The sequence below is a fragment of the Streptomyces sp. NPDC052042 genome (assembly GCF_044548345.1).
Lineage (GTDB): Bacteria > Actinomycetota > Actinomycetes > Streptomycetales > Streptomycetaceae > Streptomyces.
The window spans coordinates 1,179,235-1,194,825 of the sequence record NZ_JBIUBU010000001.1; the positions used below are offsets into that span (position 1 = coordinate 1,179,235).

The following is a 15,591-nucleotide window of genomic DNA, read 5'->3' on the forward strand; positions in this document are numbered from 1 at the left end:
CGAAGCGACGCAAGAAGGCGTAGCGGACGATAACCGTCCGCAAGAGCGGGGAAGCGGAGCGTATTGTGGCGAATTCATGACGTTCCCGCATCCCCTGTCCCCGGCGGGAGGGGGCACGATGGGCCATTACCCTTTCGTTTGGCCCCTGCCCGACCACTCCGGAACGCGAGATTCATGACCGGCACAGACGATGTCCTGCTTGTCCACGGCGGAACCCCGCTGGAGGGCGAGATCCGCGTCAGAGGCGCCAAGAACCTGGTGCCGAAGGCGATGGTCGCCGCGCTGCTCGGCAGCGCCCCCAGCCGACTGCGCAATGTGCCCGACATCCGCGACGTGCGGGTGGTGCGGGGTCTGCTGCAGCTCCATGGCGTGACGGTGCGCCCGGGTGACGAGCCGGGCGAGCTGATCCTGGACCCGACCCATGTGGAGAGCGCCAACGTCGCCGACATCGACGCCCACGCGGGTTCCTCGCGCATCCCGATCCTTTTCTGCGGCCCCCTGCTGCACCGGCTCGGCCACGCGTTCATCCCCGGGCTCGGCGGCTGCGACATCGGCGGCCGGCCGATCGACTTCCACTTCGACGTGCTGCGGCGCTTCGGCGCGACCATCGAGAAGCGCGAGGACGGCCAGTACCTTGAGGCGCCGCAACGACTGCGCGGCACGAAGATCCGGCTGCCGTACCCGTCGGTGGGCTCCACCGAGCAGGTGCTGCTGACGGCCGTGCTCGCCGAAGGCGTCACCGAACTGACCAACGCGGCGGTCGAGCCGGAGATCGAGGACCTCATCTGCGTGCTGCAGAAGATGGGCGCGATCATCTCGATGGACACCGACCGGACGATCCGGATCACCGGTGTCGACCGCCTGGACGGCTTCACCCACCGGGCGCTCCCCGACCGTCTGGAAGCGGCCTCCTGGGCGTCCGCGGCCCTGGCCACCGAGGGCAACATCTACGTACGGGGCGCACAACAGCGCTCGATGATGACGTTCCTGAACACCTTCCGCAAGGTCGGCGGCGCCTTCGAGATCGATGACGAGGGCATCCGCTTCTGGCACCCTGGCGGCGCGCTGAACGCCATCGCCCTGGAGACGGACGTGCACCCCGGCTTCCAGACCGACTGGCAGCAGCCGCTGGTCGTGGCCCTGACGCAGGCGTCGGGCCTGTCCATCGTCCACGAGACGGTGTACGAGTCGCGGCTCGGCTTCACCTCCGCGCTCAACCAGATGGGCGCGCACATCCAGCTCTACCGCGAGTGCCTGGGCGGTTCGGACTGCCGCTTCGGCCAGCGCAACTTCCTGCACTCCGCGGTGGTGTCCGGACCCACGAAGCTCCAGGGGGCGGACCTGGTCATCCCCGACCTCCGCGGCGGCTTCTCCTACCTGATCGCGGCGCTGGCGGCGCAGGGCACCTCACGGGTGCACGGCATCGGCCTGATCAACCGCGGCTACGAGAACTTCATGGAGAAGCTGGAGAAACTGGGCGCGAACGTGGAGTTGCCGGGCGGGGCACTGGTCTGATCCACCGCCCGGGGGCGGTGCCGTTCCGGGGCCAGGTACGGGTCCGTTGACGGACCCGCCTCGGGGCTGGATCCCGTGCGGCTCCAGGCCCGGTGCCGGGCCGAGGGCCGTGTGATCGAGGACCGCCGACGCGGGTTCGGGCGGGGGTTCGGGGCGCTGCCCCGGGCCCCCGCCCGGCGTTCGCGGAGCCTGTTCCGAGGCCTCCGTCCACATACGCGCAAAGCCCGTTCCGCACCCCTGTTCGGCGCTTCGGGCCCGGTACGCGACAGGCCCGAAACGCGGCGCCCTCGCAGGCCCTGTCGCGCTCCCGGGCGCCCCACTCCGCAGCTCCCTGTACGCGGCGGTCCCGCAGATCCCGTACGCGGCGTCAGCCCGTACACGGCGACCGACCGTACGCGGCGTCCGACCGTACACGGCGTCCGACCGTACGCGGCGTCAGAAGGCCTCGTTCCGCAGGCCTCGTCCGGCTGTTCGCGGGCTCGACACCGCGACACAGCGGCCCCGTACGTCGTTCGCGGAGCAGCGCCGCGCCGATCTCTTTCGGCGAGCGACCCGGCAAACCTTCCCGGCCACGGCACCAGGCAGGCGACGGAGGGCCGCAACGGGCCTTCTCGGGCGGGTACAGGGAAGGGCGGTCACCCCGAACCGGGTGTCCGCCCTTCGTGGCGCCTGGGGGGCTTACTTGCCCTTGGCGGCTTCCTTGAGCTTGGAGCCCGCGGAGACCTTCACGCTGTAACCGGCCGGGATGTTGATCGGGTCGCCGGTCTGCGGGTTACGAGCGGTGCGAGCGGCACGGTGGGTGCGCTCGAAGGTCAGGAAGCCGGGGATGGTGACCTTCTCGTCGCCCTTGGCGACGACCTCGCCAACGGTCTCGGCGAGCGCGGCCAGAACGGCGTCGGCGTCCTTGCGGGTCACCTCGGCGCGGTCGGCCAGGGCGGCCACCAGCTCACTGCGGTTCATTTTGTTACTCCCGTGTTCTTCTTGCCTGTGAGGCGTGAGATCGAAGCCGATGCTGCCAGGGCCCTCGGACAGTCCCCGGCCCCGGGTCTTTCGTCAGACCCTCGCGCCCGATTACGCATCCTGCCCCCACCCACGGCGGGAAAGCCAATCCGGCACCCTCCGGAGTCACACGAAAAGCACCACTTCGTCGCCGTGGTGACGTTCCGTCGACGCCGCGAAGCAGTCCGCAGCGGGTGCGGGGCTGTGCGGGACGCGCCGCCCGCCCACCCTAAAGGGGTGTTTGGGGCGGTGCGACCCGCGACGCGCCGTAGGCGGGCCGGTGGTGACTCAGATCGACGTGGGCCCCGTCACAGCACCCCCGGCGGCCTTCGCCGCCTCCCGGACGGCTCCGGCGACCGCGCCCGCGACCTTGTCGTTGAAGACCGACGGGATGATGTAGTTCGCGTTCAGCTCGTCCTCGGCGACGACATCGGCAAGCGCGCGGGCCGCGGCGAGCATCATGTCCGTGCTGACGGCACGGGACTGGGCGTCGAGGAGGCCGCGGAAGACACCCGGGAAGACCAGCACGTTGTTGATCTGGTTCGGGAAGTCGGAACGGCCGGTGGCCACAACCGCTGCCGTCTGACGGGCGACCGCCGGGTCCACCTCGGGATCCGGGTTCGCGAGCGCGAACACGATCGCGCCATCGGCCATGGCGGCGACGTCGGTGCCGTCCAAGACGTTCGGAGCGGAGACGCCGATGAAGACGTCGGCGCCGACGACGGCCTCCTTGAGGGTGCCGGTGATGGACTCGGGGTTGGTGTTGTCGGCGATCCAGCGCAGCGGCGAGTCGGCGGCGGCGGAGAGCAGGTCCTCACGGCCCTCGTGCACCACACCGTGGATGTCGGCGACGACGGCGTGCTTGACGCCCGCGGCGATGAGGAGCTTGAGGATGGCCGTACCGGCCGCCCCGGCGCCGGACATGACGACCCGTACGTCCCCAATTCCCTTGCCGGTCACGCGAAGTGCGTTGGTCAGCGCGGCCAGCACCACGATGGCGGTGCCGTGCTGGTCGTCGTGGAAGACCGGGATGTCCAGGGCCTCGCGCAGGCGCGCCTCGATCTCGAAGCAGCGGGGGGCGGAGATGTCCTCCAGGTTGATGCCCGCGAAGCCGGGCGCGATCGCCTTGACGATCTCGACGATGGCGTCGCTGTCCTGGGTGTCCAGGCAGATCGGCCAGGCGTCGATGCCGGCGAACCGCTTGAAGAGGGCCGCCTTGCCCTCCATCACGGGCAGGGCGGCCTTCGGCCCGATGTTGCCGAGGCCCAGCACGGCGGAACCGTCCGTCACAACTGCGACGGAATTGCGCTTGATGGTGAGGCGGCGGGCGTCCTCGGGGTTCTCGGCGATCGCCATGCAGACGCGGGCCACGCCCGGCGTGTAGACCATCGAGAGGTCGTCACGGTTGCGGATGGGGTGCTTGGACGCCATCTCGATCTTGCCGCCGAGGTGCATCAGGAACGTACGGTCGGAGACCTTGCCGAGGACGACACCCTCGATGCCGCGCAGCTTCTCGACGATCTCGTCGGCGTGCGCGGTGGAGGTGGCGGCGACGGTGACGTCGATGCGCAGCCGCTCATGGCCGGAGGCGGTCACGTCGAGGCCGGTGACCGTACCACCCGAGGACTCCACGGCCGTGGTGAGCTGGGAGACGGATGTGCCGCTCGTGGGCACCTCCAGCCTGACCGTCATCGAGTACGAGACGCTGGGCGCCGTTGCCATGGCCGAGTCCTTCGCTTTCCTTAGCTTCTTTGCCGCGCGGCCGGGGCACTCGCCTCGGACGTGCCTCCCGATCGTCGCACCTACCAGCCGGTAGCCGGTAATGACTATCACATGCCGGAAAGTGATTTCCACCATACGAGACAAGAGGTCTTGAGGGAAGTCCGAACCCGGTGCGTCCGCTCGCCCCGGGCCGGATCGCGCGTGCCCGTACGTGACCTCCTGGACCACGTCCGGGGACGCGTCCGACCATGCCCTCTTCCGCGGACCGGGCCGTCACGGGCGGCACCCACCGGATTCGGCCACGGCCGAGGCGTGAACCGCGCTCGCGCCCCCGTGAACGAGAACAGACCCGCGCCACCGGGAGGTGACACGGGTCTTTCGACTGCTTGAACGGCACCGACCCGCCATGCTCGCCTCGCGGCAAGTGGTCGCTCGAAGCGACGAAGGTTGGGCCCGGGGGCTTGGATCGAGCCGGTGCCGCACACCAGGCTAACAAAAACCCGGGGGAAGCGATTCCTGGAAGGCGGTCCCGATTCCGGTGACCGGACCGGTCCGGGGCCCGTCCGCGCCCCGTCCGCCCGGTGGCAGTCCGACGGCAGACCGGGGCGCGAGGTCCGGAATCCAGCCAGGAGCCCGGGAGACACCAGGAGGTCACTGCTCGGCCCCGGGCGCCGGGGCCCGGTCACGGCCGGAAGTGGAGAAGGCCCGGAACGAGGCCGGACGCCGTCACCCCGTCGGCGGCGGCGAGTGTCCCCGGTGCGATGGCGGAGCCGGTCCGCCGTCAGTACCCGCAGGTGGTGGAGCCGGTCCGCCGTCAGTCCCGCAGCAGGTCCGGGATGCCGTCCTCGTCGGGCAGGTCCCGCTCGCCCGAGACCACCGTGAGCTGCTGCGTCGCGCGCGTCAGCGCCACGTACAGCACCCGCAGTCCGGCCGGGGACTCGTCGGCGATCTCCGCGGGCGAGACGACCACCGTGGCGTCGTACTCCAGGCCCTTCGCCTCCAGGCTGCCCAGTGCCACCACCCGCTCGCCGAGACCGGCGAGCCAGGCACGGGCCTGTGCCCTGCGGTGCATCGCGACGACCACGCCGACCGTTCCGTCCACCTCGGCCAGCAGGCGCCGGGCCTCCTCGCGCACCGACTCGGCCAGGTCGTCGCCGTCCCGCACGGTCACGAACCGCGGCTTCACACCGGTGGAGCGGACCGCGGCCGGCGGCTCCGTCCCGGGCATCGCCAGCGCCAGCACCCTGGAGGCCAGCTCCGCGATCTCCGCCGGGTTCCGGTAGTTGACCGTGAGGGTGAAGCAGCGGCGCGGCCGGGTGCCGAGCGCCTCGTCGCGCGCCCGCGCGGCCTCGTCCGGGTCGGACCAGGAGGACTGGGCGGGGTCTCCGACGATCGTCCAGGTGGCGTGCCGGCCGCGGCGGCCGACCATGCGCCACTGCATGGGGGTGAGGTCCTGCGCCTCGTCGACGATGACGTGCGTGTACTCCGTGCGTTCCGCCGCCAGCCGCTCGGCCCGCTCGCGCTGGGTCTCCTCGCGCTGCGGCATCAGCTCGTCCAGTCCGGTGAGCTGGTCCAACGGGTCGATCTCGCGCTTCTTCCTCGGCCGGTGCGGGGTGCCGAGCAGCACCTGGAGCTCGTCGAGGATCGCCACGTCGTGCGCGGAGACCGGGCCGTCGCCGTCCTCGCCCAGCCGCTTCAGGGAACGGGCCAGACGGCGCACCTCGCCCTGGCCGAGGACCCGGCGCGCCCAGCGGCCGAGCCGCTTCTCGTCCGCCATCGCGGCGAGCACCCCGCGCGGGGTGAGCTCGGGCCACCAGGCGTTCAGGAACTCGATGAAGGGGGTCTCCGTGGAGACGTCCTCGTCGAAGGAGGAACGCAGCTCCGCGGCCAGTTCGGGATCGGTGTAGCGGTCCCGGCCGGACGACTTGTTCCACAGGGCGTCCAGCAGCATGCGACGGGCGCGCGGGCGCAGAAGGTTGACCGGCGCGGTGCCGCCGAGCACCGACTGCCGGATGCGGCGCAGTTCCTCGGCGTCCAGCTCGACGCGAGCGCCGAACGCGACGACCCGGAGCCGGGTCGGGGTGGCGGGGGGCGCACCGGCCGCGTCGCCCACATCGCCGAAGGTGAGCTGGCCGCTTTCGCGGTCCTCCGCCGCGCCCGCCGCACCGGGCCGTTCCAGCGCTCCGCGCGCGGCCTTGCGCAGCACCGGGAGCATCCGGGAGGAGCCTTTGATCCGCGCGACGGCGGGATCGTCGTAGACGGTGGCGCCCTCGGTGCCCGCCGCCTCGTCGGAGAGCGAGCCGACCGCGCGGATCGCGACCTGACCCTCCTCCCCCAGCGAGGGCAGCACGCCTTCGGTGTACGCGACGAGGAGCGGGGTCGGCGAGACGATGAGGATGCCGCCCGCGTAGCGCCGTCGGTCCTGGTAGAGGAGGTAGGCGGCACGGTGCAGGGCGACGGCGGTCTTGCCGGTGCCGGGGCCGCCGGACACCTCGGTGACGGAGGCGGCGGGGGCCCTGATCACCAGGTCCTGTTCGGCCTGGATGGAAGAGACGATGTCTCGCATGGTGTGGCTGCGCGCCTGGCCCAGTGCCGCCATCAGGGCGCCGTCGCCGATGACGGGCAGCCGCTGCTCGTCCAGGTACGCGGTCAGCTCGGGGCGCATCAGGTCGTCCTCGACGCCGAGCACCCGGCGGCCCTTGGAGCGGATGACCCGGCGGCGCACCACCCGGCCGGGGTCCTTCGGCGTCGACCGGTAGAAGGGTGCGGCAGCCGGGGCGCGCCAGTCGATGACCAGGGGCACGTATTCGGAATCGAGGACACCGATCCGGCCGATGTGCAGTGTCTCCGCGATGTCGGCGCTCATGTCGGGGCGTACGGCGTCGTCGGCCGGCTCGACCGAGGTGTACGCGCCGTCCGGCCCGCGTTCGCCGTCCTTGCCGAGCAGCAGGTCGACGCGTCCGAAGAGGAAGTCCTCGAACTCGCTGTTCAGCCGGTTGAGGTGGATTCCGGCGCGGAATACCTGGGCGTCGCGCTCGGCGAGTGCCCCCGGGGTGCCGACCTGGCCGCGCTTGGCGGCGTCGTCCATGAGGAACTCCGCCTCGTGGATCTTCTCCTCGAGACGGCGGTACACACGGTCGAGATGTTCTTGCTCGACACCGATCTCCCGGTCCCGCAGTGAATCGACAGCGGCATCCTGCGCGGCCACCGAGGCCCCTTTCTGACGTGCATTGGGCAGCCGTCAACCATATGCGAAGGGGGGCCACGACGCATCCGCGCCGCAGGAGAATGGCGTGGCGGGCCCCGTTTTCCGGGCTGCTCGGATTCCTCGCCCGCCCCGTCCCTCCCCCTCTCCCCGGCTTCCCCGTCGTACCCCCGTCGGCGGCGCCGGGAGCACTCACGGACTGGGCGTTCGCGGCGTTCGCCGAGAAGGGGCCGGGGCGGCTGGACCTGCTGCACCAGGTGGGCAACGTCGCCTCGTGCCAGGTCACGGAGAAGTGCGGCTACGGCCTCGCGGAGGTCGTACCGGCACGGCCGCCCTGGCCGCGGGACGACCACCGGCATGTGCGGGTCCGCCCCGAGGACACCGGGCAGCGCTGCTCTTGACCATCCGCCCTCGGCGCTCCCCGGAGCGTCGGACGGGAAGATCCCCGCCCGGAGCCGATGCTCAATCGATCGGCGGATCGTCGTGCAGGATGCGCTGGAACATCCGGTGGTCACGCCACTCGCCGTCGATGTACAGACAGCGCGGGGCCACCCCGTACTCCTCGAAGCCGCACTTGGTGAGCACCCGCTGCGACGCCACGTTGTACAGCAGCGTCCCCGCCTCGATCCGGTGCAGCCGCAGATCGTCCCTGGCCGTCTCGCAGATCCGGCGCACGGCGGTCGTGGCCAGCCCGCGGCCCGCGTACTCGACGTCGACCCAGTAGCCGAGCGTGCCGCTGCGGAACGGCCCGAGCACGATGCCGTTGAGGTCGAACCCGCCCATCGCGCGGTCCTGTCCATCCGCGAGCACCCAGGACATCGACCGTCCCGCGTCCTGCTCCGCGAGCCTCCCGGCCAGCCGTTCCCGCTGTCCGTGCTCGGTGTAGAAGGACGCGGGGCGCGTGGGTTCCCAGGGCCGCATGTAGGCGCGGCTGCGGGTCAGCGAGGCGGCGAGGGCGGCGGCATCGGCCAGGGTGGCGGGGCGGAGCCGTATCTCCGCGTCGAGCTGATGGGTGTCGCTGATCATCTCTTCAGGCTATCGCCGCGCCGCAGGGTGACCCCCGTCCCCTCCTTGGACACTCCCCCTGCGGCCAACCGCCCCTCGCCGCCGCTCACCCCTCCGTGTGCCGCTCTCTCGCCAGGCCCACCAGCCGGTCGAACGTGCGGTTCAGCTCCGCCCGCCGTGCCTCCTTGTACCCGTCTTCCGGCTCCAGTTCGTCGATGGTCCGCTCCCACACGTCCATGAACGTCTTCTTCCACGCCTCGGCCACCGCCGGCTCCGGCAGCGCCGCACCGACATGGCCCTGGTCCGCGATCAGGCACAGCAGCTCGATGTCGCACGGCACGGTCACCCCCCAGTAGTCGTCGGGCTCCAGCCCCACCGGATCGCCCGCCATCGCCTCCTCGATCCCCGAGAGGAGACGTCCGGTGATCTCCGACAAGTGATCCGCCGCCGTGTCGCTGTCGAAGTTCCCGCTGCCCCAGGTGCCCATGGATTTCCCCTCCGCCGCGCGTCCGTTCCACGCCGTCCTCACGGTTCTATCGCACGGCACCGACAACAGCGGCCGGACGAGGGGCTGTTCCCCGTCGTCGCGCCCCTCCCGCCCCCGCTCCCGCCTCCCGTTCCCGCCACACCACGCGCCACCGCGCCGCCGCGGGCCGGACGCTTCCCCTCAACCGCGCGTCAGCATCAGCGCGGCATCGGCCTCCGGCAGCCAGCTCCCGTCCGGCCGCACCATCCAGTCCTCCTCGGCCCCCAGCCGGGCCGCGGCCTCGCGCAGGGCGTCGAGGCCCGGATGGCGCAAGCCTCTGCGCCAGACCATCAGCAGCGGGGAGACCGGTACGGGCCGGACCAGCGGACGCACCACGGTCCCCGGCAGCGGCGGGAAGTCGATGACGCACAGGACCGGGTGCCACGACTTCGCCATCACCCGCTGGAACTCGGCCGTGCCGACCGCGAGCGGAACCGGTGGGGCCAGTTCGATGCCCCACTCCGCGAAGAGCAGCCGGGCCAGGTCCGTCCACTCCCCGGTACGCGGGTTCCCGTCGCCCGCGTAGACGGTCTCGCCCGCCAGGTCGCCCATGGCGACACTCGCGCGCGCGGCGAGGGGGTGGTCGTCGGGCAGCAGGACGGCCATCGGCTCGTACCGCACCGGCAGGACGCCGAGCCGGGCCCGCACCCCGGGGTCGAGCCCGGCGGCGCGGCCGAAGGAGACATCGAGCCGACCGGCGAGGATCTCTCCCGCCGCCCAGGTCAGCCCGCTCTCGAAGCGCGCCATCAGCTCGCACGCGGGGGCCAGTTCACGGGAACGGGCCAGCACCCGGGCGGCCGTCATGCCGTCGGTGTTGAGGTCGACGAAGAGCGGCCGGGCCGCGGGGTCGGTGAAGGCGGCAGCGAGATCGGCGTGCGCGTCCAGCACCCGCCGGGCATACGGAAGGAGCCGTTCCCCGTCGGTGGTCAGCGCCACCTGCCGGGTGGTGCGGGCGAACAACTCCCTGCCCAGCTCGCGTTCCAGCCGCCGGACGTCCCGGCTCAGCGCCTGCTGGGCGACGAAGAGGCGGGCGGCGGCACGGGTGAAATGCAGTTCCTCGGCAACGGCCACGAAGGCGCGCAGCAGCCGGGGATCGGTGTCGGGAGCGGTCACCCGCCGAATTTACAACCCAGGTATGTGAATGGGTGCCGAACAGGTGTTGGACGGCGGGAACGGCCCGCCAGGAGGCTTGGTCCGTGTCCCAGAAATCCACCACCGCCGGCCCCGTGACCGCCCGCAATCCCTACCTCCGGCTCCTCGCCACCCCCGGCGCCCGCGCGTTCACGGCGGGCGGCCTGCTCGCCCGGCTGCCCATGGGCATGTTCAGCGTCAGCGCGGTGATCATGATCGCCGGATCGCGCGGCTCGTACGCCCTGGCAGGCGCCGTCACCGCGGCCGGGCTCGCCGCGACGGCGGTGGTCGCACCGTGGACGGCCCGGCTCGTCGACCGGTACGGGCAGGGCCGGATCGCGGTGCCCGCCACCGCGACGGCCGTGCTCGGTTCGCTCTCCCTGCTGCTCTGCGTCCACTACGGCGCCCCGGACTGGACGCTTTTCGCCTGTTACGCCGCGACCGCCACCACCCCCAACACCGGCGGGATGTCCCGGGCCCGCTGGTCCCATCTGCACCGGGACGATCCGGCCGCCCTGCACACCGCGAACTCCTTCGAACAAGCCGTGGACGAACTCTGCTTCATGCTCGGCCCCGCCCTCGCCGCCCTGCTGTGCGGCTCGCTCTTCCCGGAGGCCGGAACGCTCATCGGGGCGGTCCTGCTGATGACCGGGGTACTGATCCTCGCCGCCCAGCGCGCCACGGAGCCACCGGTCGCACCCCGCACCCGCGCGGGCTCCCCGCTCCGCGCCCCCGGCATGCCCGCCCTGCTGACCGCCTTCCTCGCCACCGGCGCGGTCTTCGGCTCGATGGAGATCGTCACGATCGCCCACGCCGGAGGCGCGGTCCTGGCCCTTCAGGCGGCCGGCTCCTGTGCGGCGGGGCTGCTGTACGGATCACTGCGACCGGCCCGGGACATCAGGCGGCGGCTGCTGGGCTGCCTGGCGGGAATGACGGCGCTGATGTCCCTGCCGCTGCTGGCCGTCTCCTCGACCGATTCGCTGCCCGCTCTCGCGGGCGCGTTGCTGCTGGCCGGCGCGGCGACCGCCCCGACGATGGTCACCGGGATGACGCTGGTCCAACGCCTCACCCCGCAGGACCGGCTGAACGAAGGAATGACGCTGGCCGTGACCGCGCTGCTCGGCGGGATCGCCGCGGGGTCGGCGATCGGCGGCCGGCTGGTGGAACACATGGGGCCCGTCACGGGCTACGCCGCGCCGGTCTGCGCGGCGGGATTGGCACTGGCCGTCGCGGCAGCGGCGGTCCGCGTCCCATAACCGGAACCGGAGCACGGAAATGGGAACAGGCATTGAGGTGAACGATTCGCCACCGCCGGGAACTTGGCGGCAGGGGCCGATCCGTATCACCCGCCGCATGCAGACGGGTACCGTCCCAGTACGCGACTATGAGGACGGAGCTCAGTATGCCCACGCCTACTGGCATCGGAACAGGGTCACGAATCGCCGCCTACCGGCGCCTGCACCGCCTGACGCAAAACCAACTCGCCAGCAGAGCAGCCGTCTCCTACTCGCTCCTGGTGAAGGTCGAACAGGGCCGCCGCCCCGCCAGCGGCTCGTTCATCGCCGCCGTAGCGCGGGCCATGGGCGTACCCGTCACCACCTTCACCGGCCAGCCCTACACCACCGACCACACCCACGACCGCCTCGACAGCCCCTTGGCCGACCTGCGCGCCGCGCTCGACAACTATGACTTCCCACTGGACGAACTCCCCGTGCGCGCCCTGCCGGAAATCGCCGCCGACGTGCGCGCCGTGCTCCTCGCCCGCAGGGGGGCGAACTTCGGGCGGATCGTCGCCATGACACCCCCGCTCGTGGATGAACTGGTCCAGGTCTCCCAGACCGCGCAGGGCCGGTCGGCTGAAGAGGCGCACCGGCTTCTCGCGCACGTGTACCGGTCCGCCTACGACGTCGCCTACGGGCTCGGCCTGTCGGATCTGGTGTCGCTGCTGCTCTCCCGCATGGACTACTCCGCCCGGCGCGCAGGCGACCCGTATCTGATGAGCCTGTACGGCTACATGCGCGCCTACTCGACGTTCGCCGCCGGACGGCACGAGGTCGGACGGAAGATCATCACCAAGGCCCGCGAGACCATCGACCAGGGCGTGTGCGCCGGGGAACTCCCCGCCCTCTGCTCCGCCGGGAATCTGCACCTGCGGGCAGCAATGCTGGCCACCCGGCAAGGCAACGCCGACTCTGCCCGGGACGAGCTGGCCGAAGCCCGCCGCCTAGCGGAACAGTTGGGTCGTGAAGTCGTCGGCGGGGAAGGGGACGGGGCGCACGTCCAGTCGTTCGGGCCGACCAATGTGGCGATCCACGCGGCTGCGGTGGAGATGGAGCTGGGCAACCACAGCAAGTCACTCCAGCTCGCCAAGCTGGTGCAGCCCCCGGCGGACTACTTTCCCGACCGGCTGGGGCACTTCTGGATCGACACCGCCCGCTCCCAGCTCTGGACCGGCAAGACCGACGCCGCCCTCGTCTCCCTACTAAAGGCGCGGAAGGTGGCACCGCAGCAGGCCAAGTACCACCCGTCCGTCCGCGAAACCGTCGCCGGGCTGGTGCACGTCGCCCGGCGCACCCCGGACGCCCTCATCGGCTACGCCTCCTGGTGCGGCGCCCAGCTCTAGTGCCGTGAGCGGCACTGGCTGTACGTAGTGTCGGCACAGCGTAAAGCCCCTTTATCCAGACTGTCACACAGCGCCCCGAGACTGTCACAACGTGTGTCAGTTCCGGGGCGCTGCCGCGCGTTCACTGAATGTCAGCAAAGCCCACCGCCCTTACGGGCCCCGACACAAATGTGCGGCGGAACCCGCCGCACACGGAGATTGGCATGAGCACCCAGCCCGACCGTTCCGAGCCCGCGCTTCCAATCCGCGCCTCCGGCACGAGCCTGTCCGACGGCCACCCGTCCACCAGTCTGCTCACACGGGCCCAGCATGGCTGGAACACCTTCCCGGCCCGCACCGGGCCGCAAGGAGGTCGAGCACCGCCGGACCGACGAGCAGACCGGGCGGTGAGCGCGGTGACCGAGACGCCCCCGACCTGGATCGACATGGGCCGGGACGTGGACCTGGCGCTCGCGCTCGCTCAGGGGCGGCCGGCCGGTCCGGCGGCCGACGAGGTCCGCCAGCGGCTCCGCTCCTACATCGGACTACTCGCCGACCCGGCCGAGGAGTACGCGATGGGCCTGGCCGACTCCCGGGCCCGGGACATTGCGACCGCCACCGTGGGCCACGCCCGTGGCCTGTTCTGCGAGCAGGACGGTGACTCGGCCGCTATGCTCCGGCTGCTGGGCAAGGCGGTCTACTACCTGATGCGGTACGCCTCCCATATCCAACAACACAGGCCGCAACAGCGAGCGGCGACTTACAGCCCGAGCGATCGCCCCGAAGGCGGGGCGCCGAAGAGGCCTGCGCGACGTGGTCCGCGTCCCTGGACGCCATGGACGGCGTCCGGTCCGCACGCACCCGCAAGGCGGCTGCCGACATGCGAGCGGCCCTCTCCCCACTTCGCCGCCGCGGCATCCGATCCGCCACCACCGTGGACACCCGGGCTGCGGCCTACCTGGCCGCTACAGCCCGACTCTGGAAGGAACCTGATGGCAGAGAAATTCGAGGTAGAGGCACTGGGCCACGTCGTCGGAGGCCGCACCGAGCCGACTGACGACTACTGGGGCGGCACCCGTGCGATCATCCGCCTTGACGGCCGCTTCCCCTTGGAGGCCACGCAGAGGCTGGAAGAGTTCTCCCACCTCGACGTGGTCTTCCGCTTCCACCTGACCGACCCCGTCGCCCTCCCCCTCGGTGCCCGCCGTCCTCGGGACAATCCCGACTGGCCCGAAGTCGGCTTCGTCGGCCACCGCAACATGCGCCGTCTCAACCGGCTCGGCGTCTCCCGCTGCCGTCTGGTCAAGGTGGACGGCCTGGACCTTCATGTCGAAGATCTTGATGCCGTGGACGGCACCCCGGTCATCGAAGTGAAGCCCTGGTTCAAGGAGATGGGCCCCCGGGGCGAGGTCCACCAGCCCCAATGGGTCACCGACATGCTCGGCAACTACTACGCCCCCACCAAGGGCTGACCGCTGCGCCGTTGGCCTCGGACGTCCCTCGTGCACATTCGAGGCCGTGTCAGCGGCTACGTGGAACGCGACAACGGGCCCACAGGCACGCGGATGGCCGGCGTGTGGCGGGCGGGCATCGGCGCGTGGGGAGAGGAGACGAGGACCGGGCAGATCCCAGAGCGTCGGCACTGATCTCGTTGCCTGCGCTCTGCCTGTGCTCCCATGAGCGTGCTGCTCCCAGGGTGCTCCCGCATAGAGGGGTGCCCCCTGCGCTACGACGAAATCGCAGGCCCGAGGTCCGGAAAAGCACGAGGACCCCGCTGCCGCGTGGGCAACGGGGTCCTCGATCACATGGGAATTGTGGAGATGGCGGGAATCGAACCCGCGTCCAACGGTGCGGAATCAGGGCTTCTCCGTGTGCAGTTCGCTGCGCTTTTCTCGGCCCCGGAGATCACGCGAACAAGTCTCCGACGGGCTCAGTCACTGTTTGATTTCCTCCCAGGCCCCGTGACCGGGTCTAGGAGTTTAGATCCCTTGATGATGCCAGGATCCGGGTCGGGATCACCCCCGGGCTGACACTTCGCAAGTCGCTACTTAGGCAGCGAGGGCGAAGGAATCGCGCTTGGTGTTGGCGATTATTGGTTGCGACATATGGTTTACGAGATCATTGCCGCTTCCTCGACACGCTTCCCCTGCTTCGACAGCCGCTGTCGAAACCGATCATCCCCATGTTGTGTTTTCAATGCGTGCACCCGCTGTGAGGTGCGATGCCATCGTACGTGACCAACGCATGACGATGCCAGCCTATTCCCGCGGGCCCCGGTCGGCAGCCGGACGTCCCGGCCCGGTCACGGACCGTCGCCGCCGGGGACCCATGGGTCCGCCCGGCCGCCCGTCGTGCTCCAGCACCCGCCGATCCGACGTCCCCCGGCTCAGCCGGTGGCACGCTGACGCCGCCGTGCCGCCGCGATCGCGCGGTTCGTCTCGCGCAGGTCCTGCTTCTCGCGCAGGGTCTGCCGCTTGTCGTACTCCTTCTTGCCCTTGGCGAGCGCGATCTCGACCTTGACCCGGCCGTCCTTGAAGTACAGCGCGAGGGGCACGATGGTGTGGCCCGTCTCGCTCGACTTCGACTCCAGCTTGTCGATCTCGGCCCGGTGCATCAGCAGCTTCCGCTTCCGCCTGGCCGCGTGGTTGGTCCAGGTGCCCTGCACGTACTCCGGTACATGGACGTTGTGCAGCCACGCCTCGCCCCCGTCGATCTGGACGAAGCCGTCCACCAGGGAGGCCCGGCCCAGCCGCAGGGACTTGACCTCGGTGCCCATGAGGACGAGACCGCACTCATAGGTGTCGAGGATGAGGTAATCGTGCCGCGCCTTCTTGTTCTGCGCGATGAGCTTGCGCCCGGTGTTTTTTTCCTTGGCCATAGTGCGGC

Annotated in this window: 12 protein-coding genes and 1 other RNA gene; 5 read left to right on the forward strand and 8 right to left on the reverse strand. The window is 70.8% G+C overall.

Features of this window, described 5'->3' with window-relative positions:
- The first annotated feature begins 174 nt into the window (after positions 1-174).
- Positions 175-1,515 carry a UDP-N-acetylglucosamine 1-carboxyvinyltransferase gene (murA, locus tag ACIHCL_RS05015; protein WP_399856962.1) on the forward strand — a complete coding sequence of 447 codons (1,341 nt, stop codon included), beginning with the start codon at positions 175-177 and terminating at the stop codon, positions 1,513-1,515.
- Between the two features lie 678 nt (positions 1,516-2,193).
- Here the strand turns inward: murA and ACIHCL_RS05020 are convergent.
- From ACIHCL_RS05020 to ACIHCL_RS05030, 3 genes are all read right to left on the reverse strand, one after another.
- The gene (locus tag ACIHCL_RS05020; protein ID WP_017237029.1) at positions 2,194-2,475 is read right to left on the reverse strand and encodes an HU family DNA-binding protein; all 282 of its coding nucleotides are present in this window, start codon (positions 2,473-2,475) and stop codon (positions 2,194-2,196) included.
- A 327-nt stretch (positions 2,476-2,802) separates the two neighbouring features.
- Complete coding sequence (locus ACIHCL_RS05025) at positions 2,803-4,236, reverse strand: NAD-dependent malic enzyme (protein ID WP_399856963.1); 1,434 nt, start codon at positions 4,234-4,236, stop codon at positions 2,803-2,805.
- Positions 4,237-5,050: 814 nt separating this feature from the next.
- On the reverse strand, positions 5,051-7,444 hold the full coding sequence (locus tag ACIHCL_RS05030; protein ID WP_399856965.1) for a HelD family protein: 2,394 nt from the start codon (positions 7,442-7,444) through the stop codon (positions 5,051-5,053).
- 80 nt (positions 7,445-7,524) lie between these two features.
- Between ACIHCL_RS05030 and ACIHCL_RS05035 the strand changes: the two genes are divergently transcribed.
- Positions 7,525-7,842, forward strand: coding sequence for a hypothetical protein (locus tag ACIHCL_RS05035; RefSeq protein WP_399856966.1), 318 nt, complete (start codon positions 7,525-7,527; stop codon positions 7,840-7,842).
- 61 nt (positions 7,843-7,903) lie between these two features.
- On the opposite strand, the gene ACIHCL_RS05040 is transcribed toward ACIHCL_RS05035, so the two are convergent.
- The 3 genes from ACIHCL_RS05040 to ACIHCL_RS05050 all read right to left on the reverse strand — a co-directional run bounded on the left by ACIHCL_RS05040 (position 7,904) and on the right by ACIHCL_RS05050 (position 10,085).
- Complete coding sequence (locus ACIHCL_RS05040; protein ID WP_399856968.1) at positions 7,904-8,467, reverse strand: GNAT family N-acetyltransferase; 564 nt, start codon at positions 8,465-8,467, stop codon at positions 7,904-7,906.
- Between the two features lie 85 nt (positions 8,468-8,552).
- A complete protein-coding gene (locus tag ACIHCL_RS05045) occupies positions 8,553-8,933 on the reverse strand; it encodes a DUF4259 domain-containing protein (protein WP_399856970.1) in 381 nt (126 codons plus the stop codon).
- 180 nt (positions 8,934-9,113) lie between these two features.
- Entirely contained in the window at positions 9,114-10,085 is a 972-nt protein-coding gene (locus ACIHCL_RS05050; RefSeq protein WP_399856972.1) for a LysR family transcriptional regulator, read from the reverse strand.
- Between the two features lie 83 nt (positions 10,086-10,168).
- On the opposite strand from ACIHCL_RS05050, the gene ACIHCL_RS05055 reads away from it, so the two are divergent.
- The 3 genes from ACIHCL_RS05055 (at position 10,169) to ACIHCL_RS05065 (ending at position 14,177) form a co-directional block, all read left to right on the forward strand.
- Entirely contained in the window at positions 10,169-11,359 is a 1,191-nt protein-coding gene (locus ACIHCL_RS05055) for an MFS transporter (RefSeq protein ID WP_399856974.1), read from the forward strand.
- A gap of 146 nt (positions 11,360-11,505) precedes the next feature.
- Positions 11,506-12,726: a helix-turn-helix domain-containing protein gene (locus ACIHCL_RS05060; protein ID WP_399856976.1), complete on the forward strand. Its 1,221-nt coding sequence runs from the start codon at positions 11,506-11,508 to the stop codon at positions 12,724-12,726.
- Positions 12,727-12,929: 203 nt separating this feature from the next.
- Entirely contained in the window at positions 12,930-14,177 is a 1,248-nt protein-coding gene (locus ACIHCL_RS05065) for a TrmO family methyltransferase (RefSeq protein WP_399856977.1), read from the forward strand.
- Positions 14,178-14,517: 340 nt separating this feature from the next.
- On the opposite strand, the gene ssrA is transcribed toward ACIHCL_RS05065, so the two are convergent.
- Together ssrA and smpB are read right to left on the reverse strand one after the other, a co-directional pair.
- Positions 14,518-14,887: a transfer-messenger RNA gene (ssrA, locus tag ACIHCL_RS05070) on the reverse strand.
- 204 nt (positions 14,888-15,091) lie between these two features.
- Entirely contained in the window at positions 15,092-15,583 is a 492-nt protein-coding gene (gene smpB / locus ACIHCL_RS05075) for an SsrA-binding protein SmpB (protein WP_399856979.1), read from the reverse strand.
- Positions 15,584-15,591: the final 8 nt, after the last annotated feature.

Bases quoted from the DNA above. Each gene is read 5' to 3' on its own strand.
- murA (WP_399856962.1), top strand. From the start codon at position 175: ATGACCGGCACAGACGATGTCCTGCTTGTCCACGGCGGAACCCCGCTG.
- ACIHCL_RS05020 (WP_017237029.1), bottom strand. From the start codon at position 2,475: ATGAACCGCAGTGAGCTGGTGGCCGCCCTGGCCGACCGCGCCGAGGTG.
- ACIHCL_RS05025 (WP_399856963.1), bottom strand. From the start codon at position 4,236: ATGGCAACGGCGCCCAGCGTCTCGTACTCGATGACGGTCAGGCTGGAG.
- ACIHCL_RS05035 (WP_399856966.1), top strand. From the start codon at position 7,525: ATGGCGTGGCGGGCCCCGTTTTCCGGGCTGCTCGGATTCCTCGCCCGC.
- ACIHCL_RS05040 (WP_399856968.1), bottom strand. From the start codon at position 8,467: ATGATCAGCGACACCCATCAGCTCGACGCGGAGATACGGCTCCGCCCC.
- ACIHCL_RS05045 (WP_399856970.1), bottom strand. From the start codon at position 8,933: ATGGGCACCTGGGGCAGCGGGAACTTCGACAGCGACACGGCGGCGGAT.
- ACIHCL_RS05060 (WP_399856976.1), top strand. From the start codon at position 11,506: ATGCCCACGCCTACTGGCATCGGAACAGGGTCACGAATCGCCGCCTAC.
- ACIHCL_RS05065 (WP_399856977.1), top strand. From the start codon at position 12,930: ATGAGCACCCAGCCCGACCGTTCCGAGCCCGCGCTTCCAATCCGCGCC.
- smpB (WP_399856979.1), bottom strand. From the start codon at position 15,583: ATGGCCAAGGAAAAAAACACCGGGCGCAAGCTCATCGCGCAGAACAAG.